Here is a 14527-nt window from a genome sequence, read left to right as displayed (position 1 = left end):
ATGGGATTTTAGGTTCATATTAATGCCTTAATATTTATTTACCCAGCAGGGTATTAAGATACACATTTGTAAACATAGAACCCTCGGGTGCATTCATGGTGTAGATATTATGCTCTGTTGAATTGTTTATGAATATTCTATTCATTGTATTATTATAATAAGAATAGAATTCATATTTATTTCCAGGAACTGTAAATAAATAATAATAGCCATTTGTTATATTGATATTATAGAGCATTGAACTGTTCAGATCGTATGCAAAGAATTCACTATTCAATCCTTGATCAGCACCTGTTGTACCGGTTTCATTTACAAAACCGTATACAGCACTCTCCCTCACTGTATCAATATAGAATACATTATACAATTTACCTGCAGATACCTTGACAGTGAAATTATATTTCCCATTTAGCGCATCAGTATTTATTCCTGTTACCTGAAAACCAAGATTATTCAAGCTCTGGTTTGTGGGTATTTTCATTATGCTCTTACCATAATCAGATGGGCCATAGCATGTTGCATTGTAGGTATGTATATTCTCACATATCTTTAAATACTGTGAATTGTTGCTCCCATCTGCAGTGACATAGATATATTTGCTGTTTAATCCGCTGATATGTATATCCATGTTGAATAGAAGGCATTCATAGTTGCCATAAGATAGATCGATATAGAATAAATTTATCATTGTTGAATTTAAGTATGATACTTTATTTTTATTTATTGAATGTGATGATACATAGTATCTATTATTTATATGGTATCTGTACTCCTCCCCGCTGAAGTATCTTACATCAACACTTTTTCCATTGTTGTAGTACTCTGTATCATTATGGGGATAGAAGTATATGCTTAGGGATGATACTAATATTACAACAATTATAATCGCAATTATCATCTTGTAATGGGATTTTAGATTCATGTGAAATCACTTGCATCGAAATTAACATTTATACTGTTGCCGGCATTAGGTGTTTGAACTTCCTTAGCATCGTCTGAATAAGATGTATTATGGTTTGTGAATCTTATAGACTTAAAACTTCCATTAATATGTGAATAGAACTTATACTCAGTATTGGGCTGTGCAAAGAATAGGTACCTTCCGTGATGTATAGCTACATTATACACATCTCCATTGTTCACATTCTGTATATATAGGGATTGATTATTTATGTTCTGATCCGGCCCTGTATAACCTGTTTCATTTACACATCCGTATATTGCAGACGCTGTTACTGCATTAATTGTCTCTGTTGCCTCTGATCCTGCCTTCTGCCCTAGCAGTATGCTGCCCTGCACATAGTAATTCTGGTATTTTAGTGTAAGTGTCCTGTTTACAGAAAGGTCTGAATTGGGAATGCATATATATGCACAGGTGCCAGCTGAGTATACATTCTGCCCGGTACGGACATATGATGATCCCTGTGGCGTGGAATAGTTGCCCCCTGTTATGTTGAATGTAGCCCCTGCCTCATTGTTGCTGCATGATACATCCTTTGAGGTCAGGCAGTGTATAAGGTTGTATGCTGTCATTGATGCTTCACCGCCTGTGATCACATATCCGGCCCCGGGAACAAGGGAAATGCCATCCAGCATCAGTGACACCTCATCATTCTCCTCTGTAACTGCCCTACCGCTGGATGTTATGTTCATGCCATATTCATTTCCACTGTGCCCTAGCATATCCACCTCAGGGCCATTGCCGGACATCTCTATGGAGAATGTCATTTTATCAGGGTATGAGGATTCACTTTCACCGCTCTTTGCATTGAAAGAGCACATTATCTTCCCTGCACCGGTTTCACCTACCTTTACCTCAATGATAAGCTTGTCTCCACCTTCAAATTCTGTATATGATTCGTTGCCGATAATGATATTTTTGCATATGCCGCCTGAAAGTGTGCCGGAGGATTCGGCACCTGGGAGGCTTATGTTTCCGTATATATTTTCTGTGGGCTGGCATGCATTGGACAGGTATATCACTTTATTTCCATCATATCCCATATACCTGTGGCAGTCCTGCAGCCATGTTATGTATATGTCTGAATTCCCTAATGTGGAGTATGAATTCCTGAAGAATACCATGGGCCTTCTTTCAGCATAGTGCATAGATGGTTTTTCCATAAATTCTGATCCGGAAAGGTACTCAGCATGGAAGTTTACTGTTGTGTTTGCATATCCAGGTGACCAGTTATATGTATATACGCCTGTCCCGTCAACATCTGTTGAATGTATCCTTTTCCCATTGACAACGAAATACATTACTGTTGGCCCGGCGCCTGATGATTCAGAAAATGATGTTACATCTATTTTCAGTGCAACAGTGCTCTCTGAGCTTGCAGATGATGGTGCACATGTTCTCCCTGACAGTGACCATGTATTTACAACCTCACCAAATGCAGGGGACAGTTCCCCGGCTGCATTGCTGCTGGTTCTGTCTGCCGTTCCCCTGCCTGATGCAAGCCCCGTTCCCAAAAACATTGCAACCACCACCATGGATATAAAGATTTTAAATCTATTATGCATAATAATAATAATTATAATAATAATTAATATTTAAATATTTCTATGTATTGTATTTTATCTATGATAATGTTAATAAATGGCAGCTTAAATTTTGCATGCAGGTGCACTCAACCATGAATTCAAGGACTTGAGGGTGTGGATAAGGTACAGGAACCTGGATGTTTCACCACTGCACCTCAAGGAGGCAAGGACGCCCGAGGCATGGTTTCCCACAGAGGATGAGATGGAAAGGATAAAGAACTATTTCGTACACAAAATCACAAATGCAGGTGCGGAGGGATCAACTCAAATCACTCATAGAGAAGATGGTCTATGGATTTAGGAGCAGTGGGGCTTTTGAAGACGAGCATATATTTCAGATGCGGTAATTTGCATATTTATCCATTAACCCACATGAAAGTGTAATAGAGGATGAAAAATTTGGATATTTATTTAGTACCTGCAGGGTTAAATTGAAAATGCATCAGACTAAACTGTACTGATATTTCCATTCCTGCTATTTATACAGATAGTGTAATACTTTCACTGTAAATTCAAATGACCCTTTACCATTATCCTCAATCAACCTCTATATTTATGTATTTCTTTAACAGCTAGTCTGGGGCACTATTATTCTATAACCTGCCCATATTGAGCACATTATGCCATGTGCCTGTGCAGAATAATGCACTGTATATTCTGTCATTCCTTTTCTCTGCCACATTCCATCCAAGCATCTTCTTATCAGCTGCAAATCCTGATTCTGAATTGCTTCTCTGGTGGTACTCTTCCAGGTATGGAATGGTATTCTCAACAAACTCCCTCATTGTATTCTTCCATTTCTTCGAACCATTAAGTGTTGAATTCTTCTCTGGAATGATGTAAACCTTTGTACTGCCTAAACTATCCATGTATGATGGGAATGGATAGTACCTGTCCAGCCTGATTGATTCCATTTCAATATGGGTGGCTCCAAGCATCATTATGGTCCTGTCATATGCCTGCCTTCCAGATTTCATGGGCGTTCCAATGGCTATATACATTCTGGTTTCAAGATCCATTATATTGAATGAATATGCAAAGAGTCTATTCTTATGATCCCTTGCATTCTTGGTTTTGCCATTCTCCTTCCTGTTTTCAGGACTCTCCTTTGCCATATCTTTCAGCTTCTGTGAATATGATTCGTAGTTCATTTTTACAGTAAGGCCATAGCCCGGCCATCACCTGTTGCATTTGAATTATTAATATCCTTTTCCCCTAATATCAGCACATTGAGATTATGCATTGCAAGAATTACCCCATCATCAGAATATAGCCTCTCAATGGTCTTGTATTATACATATATTCCGGAGACCATGGAGAATATTGCAAGCATATTTGTAAACATCCTGCTGGATTTGCCAGCAAGCTGCCTGATCAATAATACTTTTATCCTCTGTTCCAGTGATAGTGAGTGTGTATGGCATTGTGCTGTATGCATTGCTGATACTGTCTTATTGACCAGTGGCTCAAGCCCCCTCATTGCCGCCTTTATCCTATCTTAGAATCTCCTCTCATAGTTTTTCCAGTCCCTTTCCTTTCCCGGATGTTCCAGGGCATACTGCTTCCCAATAATATTTTTTTATTTCCTCCAGCTTATAATGTATCTCATCACCGGTAACATTTCCCATTAGATAGTTATATACAATGTATATATACATTACTATGAACAATGTAAAGATTGAGGAGACAACAGAGTTCACAGTAAAGGGATTCTATGGTGTCATAAAAAGAAAGGTTACAAAGTTCGGGTCAGGGGCAAAGCTTGACTGCCCCAAGGAGTTCCTTGGCAGGAAGGTTTAATTAGTAATAACAAAGGACGAGGAATAGTGTCCCACACTTTCATAACTGAAATATTTTAAATAATATCCTGTTATTGGAATAGAACAATGTCAGCACAGGGAGAAAATGTTTTCGATATGCTTGACCCCGCACTTAAAGATAGTGTGGCCAGAAACGGAATACTGGTTCCAACAGAGGCACAGAAGCTCGCAATACCTGAAATACTCTCTGGAGAAAATGTGCTTTTGATATCCCCTACCGGTTCTGGCAAAACCGAAGCTGCTGTTCTCCCTGTTTTAAACAGAATATATATTGATAAACCCCAATCCATAGCACTTCTTTACATAACGCCACTCAGGGCACTTAACAGGGATATGCTATCCAGGCTTTTTGATTACTGCAATACACTTGGCATGCGTGTACAGGTGAGGCACAGCGACATAACACAGGCACAGAAGAATGAAATATCAAAAAACCCGGCGCAGATACTTATTACAACGCCTGAATCTCTCCAGCTCCTCATGATGGGCAAACGGCTCAGGGAGCATATAAAGAATATAAGGTATGTAATAGTTGATGAGGTTCATGAAATGGCGCAGAACGAGCGTGGATCCCAGTTTGCCATAGCCATGGAGCGCTTAAAGGTGCTTGCAGGGAATTTCCAGGTTATTGGCCTCTCTGCTACGGCAAGAAATGAAAATGAACTGGCACTTTTTATTTCACCATCAAAGGAATGCAAAATACTGAAGCCCATTATAGACAAGAAAATGGATATACAGGTGATAATGCCGGAAACGAGTGATGAGGAAACAGCCGAAATTATGGCATGCGATCCACAGTACGCAGGATCAATAGAGAAAATCCACTCCATAGTGGAGGAAAATACCGGAACAATAGTTTTTGTAAACAGAAGATACGTTGCCGAGGACATATCATTCAGGATGAAGCTGTGGCTGAAAAATCCTGATATAGAGGTGCATCACGGGTCACTGTCTAAGGAAACAAGGGAAACTGCTGAATCAGATTTCAAGGAAAACCGTGTAAAGGCTCTCATATGCACATCATCTCTGGAACTGGGCATAGATGTGGGATCAGCCGATATGGTTGTTCAGTTTAACTCTCCCAGGCAGATTAACAAGATGATTCAGCGCATAGGCAGGGCCGGGCATTCACTGGAGAAGATTTCATGTGGCATAGTAATCTGCAACGATGTCATAGAACTGGAGGAGGCAAAGGCAATAGTAGGGAATATAAAATCTGGAGAGCTGGAAAATGTCATGATCAGGAAAAATTCTCTATCCACTGTTGCCAATCAGGTCATGCTTGAGCTAAATTTTTCAAGGAAAATGGATTATAATTACTTTTATAAGGTTATTACCGGGGCCTATCCTTTCAGGGATTTAACATTTGAGGATTACTATTCTGTTCTGGAATTACTGTCAAAAACCCGCAAAATAATCATAGATGGAAATTTTGCCATAAGGAGGTATCCTGTTCTGAAGTACTTCATAGAGAATATATCAATGATAGCTGGAGAGAAAAACTACCGGGTGATTGATGTAATAAATAAACAGTTCATAGGAACACTGGATGAAAAATATGTAATAAATGAGGTTTCCCCCGGTTCCTATTTTGTTATGAAGGGGAATACATGGAGGACAATCCGGATAGATGATGACAAAATATACGTTGAGCCATTTGCAACGGCTGCCATAGCCCCACACTGGACCGGTGAGGAGATTCCGGTGCTTTATGAAGCGGCATCCCGCGTATCCTCAGATCGTGAGAAAAAAATAATCCCTGATTTTCTAAATGAAAACGGCAGGGCTGCACTTGCTGAATGGTATAAAAATGACATGGCCACACTGAATAGAATTATAATTGAAGCACATAATTCTGAAATAGTCATACAGGTTCTCCTGGGCAGCCTGGGCAACTTTACACTTGCCCAGATTCTCTCCGGGCTTCTCACATCCATAACGGGGGAAAGTGTGGAAATGGATTATTCTCCATATCATATTTATATGCGGGTCTCCAGAAACATTTCAGCAGAGGACATAAAAAACCTTATTATGAATATTGACAGAAATAATCTGGATGGCTATGTAAAATCATCTGCCAGAAGGTCGCGGTTTTTCAACAATGTATTTCTCTATGAGGCAAGGAAATTTGGGATTATTACAAATGAGGCAGACATAACACGGATACGGTTCGAGAAGATAGTGGATTCTTATTATAACACAGTTGTATATGAGGATTCAATCAGGAAATTAATATTCGATTATATGGATATAGAAGTACTGAGAAAGTATCTGGAAAGTCTAGGGGAATCAAATTTTACACTAAAGAATAAAATATCAGAGTCCTCTAATATATTCCTTTCACATTACTCCGAAAGGGTCATGCCACTGAAACCAACAAAGACCATACTTGACTCAATCAAAAAGAGATTGATGAATGAGGAGGTTATCCTTTACTGCACATCATGTGGAAATAAGAGAACCAGAAAAATAAAGGACATAACAGATATACAGTGCCCGATATGCCATTCGAGGCTTGTGGCATCGGTATCCAAATTTGATGAGGAATCAATATCTAAAAAAATAGACGAAAAAACCAGGCGCAGGCTTGTCAAAAATGCGCATCTTGTCAGGGAGCATGGCATAACGGCAATAATGGTAATGGCCGCCAGAGGGGTGGGGCCAGAAGTTGCATCCCGGATACTTGAGGTATCATATCTGCATGAGGAAGACCTGATAAAGAGGCTTCTGAATGCTGAAACCGATTTCGCAAAAAACAGGCAGTACTGGTAGTTATTTTTATATATAAATCTATATTTATTTATACTGTATAATATAATTAGAGTTAATATAGTAAACTATATATAGAAGTTTATTTTTACTTACTTGATAATCATGATTGGTGGTCAACCCATATTTATCCTGAAAGAAGGAACAAAAAGAGAGAGCGGAAAGGACGCAATGTTCGAGAATATAGATGCTGCAAAGGCAATAGCAACATCTATTAGATCCACACTTGGACCTAGGGGAATGGACAAGATGCTTGTTGACTCCCTTGGAGATATAGTTATAACAAATGACGGGGTCACAATACTAAAGGAAATGGATGTTGAGCATCCTGCTGCAAAAATGATGGTTGAGGTTTCAAAGACGCAGGACAGCTATGTCGGCGATGGAACCACAACGGCAGTGGTAATAGCAGGGGCTCTGCTGGATCAGGCACAGGCTCTTGTAAAACAGAATGTGCATCCCACAGTAATAACAGAGGGATACAAAACTGCTGCCGTGCAGGCAAGCAGGGTTCTTGACGAAATATCAAAGCCAGTGTCCTTGAAGGATAAGGAAGTACTAATTAAAATGGCAAAAACCTCGCTTAACAGCAAGAGTGCATCCGTTGAAAAAGACCTGCTTGGAGAAATCTCATACAATGCCATAAAGAACATTGCAGAGGAAAGGGATGGAAAATACCTTGTTGATTTCGACAATCTTCAGATAATCAAGAAGAACAGTGGAGAAATTGACCAGACCGAGTTAATTGATGGTATTATACTGGACAAGGAAAAGGTACACCCCAACATGCCAAAGGTTGTAAAAAATGCAAAGATAGCATTGCTGGATGTGGCACTGGAAATAAAGAAACCAGAATTTGATACCAACCTTCAGATCAGCGATCCTTCAATGATACAGAAATTCCTTGGACAGGAAGAAGATGTCCTCAGGGAAATGGTTGATAAAATAAAGGCAACAGGGGCAAACGTTGTTATAACCCAGAAGGGTATAGACGATATGGCCCAGCACTACCTTGCAAAGGCCGGAATGTACGCAGTAAGGAGGGTCAAGAAAAGCGATGTTGACAAGCTTGCAAAGGCTACAGGAGCAGCCATAGTATCTTCACTGGAGGAAATTACTGCATCAGACCTTGGAATAGCAGCAACAGTAGAGGAAAGAAAGGTTAGTGACGACTATATGACTTTCATCACAGGCAGCAAGAATCCGAAGGCTATCAGCCTGTTAATAAGGGCAGGAACAGACCACGTTGCAGATGAAATAGAAAGATCATTAACAGACTCCCTTCACGTAGTTGCAGCTGCAGTAGAGGATGGTGCCTATGTAACAGGCGGCGGATCAGCTGCAGAGGAAATTGCATTCAACCTGAGAAACTACGCATCCAAGGTAGGTGGAAGGCAGCAGCTTGCCATTGAAAAGTTTGCAGATGCCATGGAAGAAATTCCCAGGGCCCTTTCAGAGAATGCAGGCCTTGACCCCATAGACGTCCTTATAAGAATAAGGAGTGAGCATGCCAATGGAAAGAAAACATACGGTATAAACGTCTTTTCAGGAAATGTGGAAGACATGGAGAAAACCGGTGTCATAGAGCCTATAAGGGTTGGCAAGCAGGCAGTTGAGGCCGCCACTGAGGCAGCAGTAATGATACTGAGGATAGACGACGTCATAGCAACAAAGTCATCCAAGGGCGGCTCACCTGGCGGAATGCCACAGGGTGGAGATTATTAAGGATAGTTTTTATCCTTAAATCAAATTTATCCAAATTTTAATTTACATAATATTTAATTTTAAGTCATTCTTTTGAACTCATCATATGGATATTTATATTTCATGGCAATAATATTTTATGAGATATAGTTTCCATCTTATTATAAGGGACGAAATGAAGGATGAATATATAAAAAGGCATAACAATGTGTGGCCAGAATTATTAAAATTACTGAAAGAAGCCGGCGTCAGGAATTACTCCATATTCATGGATGGTGCCGATATTTTTGGCTACTGGGAGTGTGAGGATTTAAGCAGGACGCTTGACATTATAAACTGCAGTGAAATAAACCGGAAATGGCAGGATTTTATGAGTGATGTGATAATAACTGCACCAGAAAGCCGTACCCGGGATACAGTCACGGAGGTTTTCCATCTAGATTAAGCCAGCGAATTCATTAAAATCTTTCACAAATCTCCAAATATTTTATTGTAAAATGTATCACTCCTCCCCAGAACTGCATGGCTAAATGGAGGGCATGGACATCTACATGTATATCCTGAAATTATTCCTCTCTTCATGAGTATGTATTTTTCTATAGACGTAAAAGAATACAGATGATTAACCTCGAATCTGAGCATCTTGAGCACATCCTCTTTTATAGTTGATGATGCGTTATTTAGAATAGTTTCCCTGATTTTATCAGGCATCGATGAGCCGATTATGCTACCGGCTGACCCGGATTTTATTTCCTTTTCCATATTAATTCCGAGATACCCGCCGTAAATCTCAGTATCCATGTACATGGCATGCAGGGTTTTTATTTTTCTCATGGAGCCCATGCCCTCTATTTTAAACCCTGCCAGTTTCCCATTATTTATATATTTTCTCCAGAATCCGGGTTCAGGCAAAATACTCTCAGGTACTCCAGTATCCTGTAATATCAGTGGTATCCCAGAACTTTTTAAAACCATGGATAGAAAGCGCTTTACAGTATTTTTCCTCACTCCGTAAAATGGCATATATGGAGGTATAGAAATTATCCCCGCCACTGCACCGTACTTATCAGCCTCTTTTTCCAGTATCATAGTAGAATTGAAAGAAACATCGTTCAGACCAACAAAAACCTTCTGCCTGCTGCCTGCAATCCCTGTAATTAATTCAATCTGATTCTTCTTCTCTTCCAGTGAAAGCCTGTAATGCTCACCTCCAAATAGAAGTATTGAAATGTTTTTTACATTAATTCTATTTAAAAATTCAACTATTCCTGAAGTCTCGTCCCAGTTTATTTCCTGATTTATATTAAAAACTGTGGGAATCGCGGAGTTAATCTTGAACCCAGTTCCATGATTCATGCATATCAATAAATTCGAAATTTAAATATTTAACTGCTGGTTCCAGATTATTGTGGCTTTTGGGGATATCTCTAAATTTATGGCAAAAATTTATTAGAATAGCTACAATATTAAAATATGATACATGTAGGTTTGTACTACAAGGTTAAGGAAGGCCATAACGAGGATTTTGTGAAAACATTCAACAGTGTGCTACAGCTATTGAAAAGCAAACCAGAAACCGGATTTATCGACGGGAAGCTCTATCAGGAAGTGGACTGTCCAAGGGAATATATGATTTACACAGAATGGAAGGATAGGACAGCATTCAAAAACTTTATAGAAATGAGAGAATTCAAGGAAACCACGGATTATGGGAATACGATACTTGAGGGAACACCGAGAAACAAAGTCTTCGGAGAAAGCAATGGGCAAACTTATTAAATCATTTCATATATACAATCCATGGAAATATCATATAAAGCCGGAAGCATAATATCAGATGAAAATTATGCCGGCATATTTTCATATGATGATAGGATTAAAAAATACCGGGCTCCGGCTTACATGTACTCAGAAATTATTAAAAAACCAGGAATTATAGATAAGGTTTTTCAGGATAAAAAACTTGAAATAGATTCCAGCATAAACCTCAGGCCATACCAGAAAAAGTCACTGGAGATGTGGGCAAGGAATAATTATTCAGGCACCGTTGTTTTGCCCACTGCTGCAGGTAAAACCATACTTGGGATATATGCAATAACGATGCTTAAGGTCCCCACAATAATACTTGCACCAACAATAGAGCTTATCATACAGTGGAGGGAGAAACTTAAGGATTTATTGAAGGTAGATGTTGGTCAGATAGGGGGTGGCGAGAGAGATATAAAGGACATCTCTGTCTCTACATACGACTCAGCCTATCTAATGGCAGAGAGCCTGGGCAACCGCTTCAAATTAATTATTGCAGATGAGGTGCACCATATGGCATCTGAAAGTTATTTGCAGATAGCCAAATTCTATGCATCACCCTACAGGCTTGGCCTTACTGCCACATATGAAAGGGACGATAAACTCCATGAGGTGCTTGAAAAATATATGGGTGGCAAGGTTTTTGAGTTGGGCTATGAGGAATTGAATGATTTTATATCGAATTATAAAATAGTAAGAATACCAATAGACCTCAGCGAGGAGGATGAGATAGAATACGAAAAGAACCATGAAATATTCCTTTCATATTTAAGAAAGAGGAATATAAAATTGAATGGGAACATGAACTTTGAAAATTTAATAATGTCATCATGGAATCCCGAGGGAAAGGAAGCATTGATGGCATGGAGAAAAGCCCGTGAAATAGCGTTCAATGCTGAAAAAAAGGTAGATTATTTAAGGTACCTTCTGAGCAAACATCCTGGGGAAAAAATAATAATATTCTCTGAGGATACGTCCACAGCATATCTGATTTCAAAGGAATTCCTTGTCCCGGCACTTACATACATGACGCCTGGAAAGGAGAGGAAAAAATATCTGGACATGTTCAAAACTGGGGAGATCACCGTGCTTGCCACATCCCGAATACTTGATGAGGGAGTTGATGTACCTGACGCATCTATTGCCATAATAATGAGTGGTTCTGGCAGCACAAGGCAGTTCAGGCAGAGGCTGGGGAGAATTCTAAGGCCATCAGAGGGAAAGTCCAGCTATCTTTACGAACTGGTTTCAGCTGGTACGGCAGAGTATGGAACTTCAAGGAGGAGGAGAAAAGGTGTTCCCGTCGGACTTAATGATAGCACGTAAAACGAAAAATGGGCTTATATTTCCAGTTTTTCTCTCGGACGAGAACAGTGATTACCTTGAAAAAGTCAGGTCTGTATTTATTAGGAATAAAGGGAACAAGAGAGAAACAATTGTAAAGGATCTCAAAGATCTGGAGGTTAATTCATCCAGCACAAAGACAGTTAGGGCTCTTTCCCTTCTTTTCTTCCGTAACTCTGTTTTTGAACCTCCAGTTAATGTGGATTCAATGGCCCTCCGTGAGGATGTGTTCAGGGCTGCCAGAATACCGCCAGTATCTGCCGGGGAAAAGCAATTAATTCTGGTTCCTGTTGAGGAAAAATATGGGCTTGATTATGATGGCATTATAAATGGCCTATACGCTGACAAGGAAAGTGAGATGGTGCTTACAAGAGTTTACGATGGCGATCCCATGGAAATATCCAGAAAATATAACATGGAACAGCTGGAAACAATAATGGGAAAATGCAGCTCCCTTAACATTACCTCAGCCTCTAACTGGAGTTATCTTATCACATCAATAAAACGCCTCGGCCTCTTATATAATACGAATATTTCTGGAATGGAACTTCAGTCCGTAACTGTTACCGGCCCACTGAGCATCTTCGAAAATCCAGATCGTTATGCAAGCCGTTTTGCACAGCTCATGTACAGAATAAGCAGGCTGGAGAAATGGAGCATCGAGGGTGATATAAAGGTAAAGGACAAATTTGAGAAAACAGTAAAGGTATATAAACTGAATTTAAGTGATGCAGTATCATATTACCTGCCACAAAAGCTTCAGAAAGAGGAAATTGCGTACGATTTTGTGCGCAGGGCAGACCCGCTTATAGTTGATGGCAACGTTTATTTCCCGGATTATATTATTAGAGTATCTGGCAGGGATATTTATATAAACATTACATCGAAATACCTCTCAAAAAGAGATGAGGAGATAAAAAGAAAATTGAATGGGAAGGTAGACTGGGAGAATATATACGTCCTTGACCAGAAAGATAAAAATATTAAACAGGGAATTATATTTTACGGTGATATAAATTTCCAGTCCCTGAAGTCCATACTGGAGGAAAAATATTCCGGCAAAAAACAGCTGAATTCAGAGCTTGATGATAGCTCCATAGGTTCAATCAAGAAAGAGCTGGAAAAACTATATCCAGATACAGATAAGATGTTTGCATACATTGAAAGCCAGGGCCTGGTACCGGAAAGAGTGCTTCCCGCCATGGGATATAAATTAAAATGGCATGGTCTTGATATTGTGGTAGTAAAGAAAGATTAAATATAATTCCACAGTTTGTCCTGCCAGAGATCGTATTCCTCAGTGAGTTCTTTTATTCCGACTTTCTGGAAATTGTCATTCCGGGAATCTGATTCATATTTTGCCATAAGTGTTTCATAATCTGTTTTCCCCAGTTCATCGAATTTCTTTTTAACCCTCTTTTTATTTTCTGGATGAAAATCACTCAGTTTTTCTCCCCGGTATAGCACCCTGTAATACTTTTCTTTATCAAGCGTTACATGAAAAATCCTCCAGGTAATATCCATATTCTCCTCCTGTCTGAAATAATTTCCAGTTAAGTTTGCGAGTGCAAGAACAACATTTTCCTCCTTATCATTATTAAGCTGAAATGCTATTTCCACGCCATTCATGTATAAATATGGGATGCTAGTATAATTAATTTATGTAAAAATATAATTTTCTCTCCATTATATATGGTAGCGGAGATATGTCATTCTGATTTTAAGGGCAGACTATCGATTTTATTATCCAGTAATCCTGTTTCTGAAAGCAAAATCTTGAATTAAACACTCCATCCCTGCACTGCCAACCCTATGTTATTAATCCAGTAAAATCTCAGTCCGCCATAATTAATTTCAAACTTGTTAAGATAGCACATCCGGTATTATTTGTATTCTCAGGCAAGCATTTCATTACACGCAAACTCAAATAATTTATGATTTTTTGATCACCCTGTCCCTTATTATATACCATGTACCCAGTGCCATAACTCCAAGTTTCCCATCAGCATCATAAAATTTTATCTCAATTATAACTGCAGTTCTACCTGCCTTGACAGTTTTTCCCTCTACCCTGAAGGGGCCATTCGCCATTGGTGCAAGGAAATTGATCTTAACTTCCTGTGTGACCTGATCAATGCCATCATTAACCGTCATGGCGGTGATACCTCCTGCATAATCAATAGCACTCATTATCATCCCTCCATGCAGAACCTTACCGGCCCGGGTGAGTTTCTCGCTATAAGGCAATTCCATCTGGCAAAACCCCCTTTCTATTCTGGTAATTTTTAATCCCATATAACTAAATAAGTTTTCATTTTCTTCAAATGCCCTGTTAAGTTTGTCAAGATCCTTTGAAAGGCCCATAATTTGTTCAATTCGGGTTGCCATGTGCCTGTATCTATTTTGTGTTAATAAATATAAGGTAGGTATCCATTTAAAGTCCCGTATCTATGATGCCCATGGAATAGTTAATCATACACCAATTTTAAACAGGCTATATTAGCCCGAGTTAAATTAGTCCAGTCAAAATTAGAGAA

13 protein-coding genes and 1 pseudogene are annotated in these 14527 nt (G+C 39.3%); 8 read left to right on the top strand and 6 right to left on the bottom strand.

Going from position 1 to position 14527, the window contains the following annotated elements; genetic code table 11:
* Window positions 1–34: 34 nt before the first annotated feature.
* Complete coding sequence (locus tag RE471_RS09255; protein ID WP_309214579.1) at window positions 35–922, bottom strand: hypothetical protein; 888 nt, start codon at window positions 920–922, stop codon at window positions 35–37.
* Window positions 919–2526, bottom strand: coding sequence for a hypothetical protein (locus tag RE471_RS09250; protein ID WP_309214578.1), 1608 nt, complete (start codon window positions 2524–2526; stop codon window positions 919–921). Before RE471_RS09250 ends, RE471_RS09255 begins: the two co-directional genes overlap by 4 nt.
* Before the next feature lie 91 nt (window positions 2527–2617).
* Here RE471_RS09250 and RE471_RS09245 point away from each other — a divergent pair, with 91 nt between their 5' ends.
* Complete coding sequence (locus tag RE471_RS09245; RefSeq protein WP_309214487.1) at window positions 2618–2848, top strand: hypothetical protein; 231 nt, start codon at window positions 2618–2620, stop codon at window positions 2846–2848.
* A gap of 292 nt (window positions 2849–3140) precedes the next feature.
* Here the strand turns inward: RE471_RS09245 and RE471_RS09240 are convergent.
* Window positions 3141–4175 (bottom strand): annotated as a pseudogene (locus tag RE471_RS09240) (ISNCY family transposase).
* Window positions 4176–4209: 34 nt separating this feature from the next.
* On the opposite strand from RE471_RS09240, the gene RE471_RS09235 reads away from it, so the two are divergent.
* The 4 genes from RE471_RS09235 to RE471_RS09220 all read left to right on the top strand — a co-directional run bounded on the left by RE471_RS09235 (window position 4210) and on the right by RE471_RS09220 (window position 9285).
* Window positions 4210–4347 carry a DUF2080 family transposase-associated protein gene (locus RE471_RS09235; RefSeq protein ID WP_309214577.1) on the top strand — a complete coding sequence of 46 codons (138 nt, stop codon included), beginning with the start codon at window positions 4210–4212 and terminating at the stop codon, window positions 4345–4347.
* A gap of 86 nt (window positions 4348–4433) precedes the next feature.
* Window positions 4434–7139, top strand: coding sequence for a DEAD/DEAH box helicase (locus tag RE471_RS09230; protein WP_309214576.1), 2706 nt, complete (start codon window positions 4434–4436; stop codon window positions 7137–7139).
* A 102-nt stretch (window positions 7140–7241) separates the two neighbouring features.
* The gene (gene thsB, locus RE471_RS09225) at window positions 7242–8861 is read left to right on the top strand and encodes a thermosome subunit beta (RefSeq protein WP_309214575.1); all 1620 of its coding nucleotides are present in this window, start codon (window positions 7242–7244) and stop codon (window positions 8859–8861) included.
* Between the two features lie 118 nt (window positions 8862–8979).
* A complete protein-coding gene (locus tag RE471_RS09220) occupies window positions 8980–9285 on the top strand; it encodes an L-rhamnose mutarotase (protein WP_309214574.1) in 306 nt (101 codons plus the stop codon).
* A gap of 23 nt (window positions 9286–9308) precedes the next feature.
* Here RE471_RS09220 and RE471_RS09215 read toward each other — a convergent pair whose 3' ends face one another.
* The gene (locus RE471_RS09215) at window positions 9309–10196 is read right to left on the bottom strand and encodes a dihydrodipicolinate synthase family protein (protein ID WP_309214572.1); all 888 of its coding nucleotides are present in this window, start codon (window positions 10194–10196) and stop codon (window positions 9309–9311) included.
* 117 nt (window positions 10197–10313) lie between these two features.
* Here RE471_RS09215 and RE471_RS09210 point away from each other — a divergent pair, with 117 nt between their 5' ends.
* From RE471_RS09210 to RE471_RS09200, 3 genes are read left to right on the top strand one after another with little or no spacing between them, the layout of a single operon-like run.
* Window positions 10314–10619, top strand: a complete 306-nt coding sequence (locus tag RE471_RS09210; protein WP_309214571.1) for an antibiotic biosynthesis monooxygenase — start codon at window positions 10314–10316, stop codon at window positions 10617–10619.
* A gap of 21 nt (window positions 10620–10640) precedes the next feature.
* Window positions 10641–11972 (top strand): DEAD/DEAH box helicase family protein, encoded by a 1332-nt coding sequence (locus tag RE471_RS09205; RefSeq protein ID WP_309214570.1) that lies wholly within the window; start codon window positions 10641–10643, stop codon window positions 11970–11972.
* Window positions 11914–13248 carry a DUF790 family protein gene (locus RE471_RS09200; RefSeq protein ID WP_309214569.1) on the top strand — a complete coding sequence of 445 codons (1335 nt, stop codon included), beginning with the start codon at window positions 11914–11916 and terminating at the stop codon, window positions 13246–13248. The genes RE471_RS09205 and RE471_RS09200 overlap by 59 nt, the downstream gene beginning before the upstream one ends.
* On the opposite strand, the gene RE471_RS09195 is transcribed toward RE471_RS09200, so the two are convergent.
* Both RE471_RS09195 and RE471_RS09190 read right to left on the bottom strand, forming a co-directional pair.
* Complete coding sequence (locus RE471_RS09195) at window positions 13245–13619, bottom strand: DUF2004 domain-containing protein (protein WP_309214568.1); 375 nt, start codon at window positions 13617–13619, stop codon at window positions 13245–13247. The two genes, RE471_RS09200 and RE471_RS09195, sit on opposite strands and share 4 nt — an antisense overlap.
* 303 nt (window positions 13620–13922) lie before the next feature.
* Window positions 13923–14378, bottom strand: coding sequence for a PaaI family thioesterase (locus RE471_RS09190; protein ID WP_309214567.1), 456 nt, complete (start codon window positions 14376–14378; stop codon window positions 13923–13925).
* Between the last annotated feature and the right edge of the window lie 149 nt (window positions 14379–14527).

The organism is Ferroplasma sp., from assembly GCF_031200575.1.
In the GTDB taxonomy this organism is placed as follows: Archaea; Thermoplasmatota; Thermoplasmata; order Thermoplasmatales; family Thermoplasmataceae; genus Ferroplasma.
This window is presented reverse-complemented; position numbering and strand designations above follow the sequence as displayed.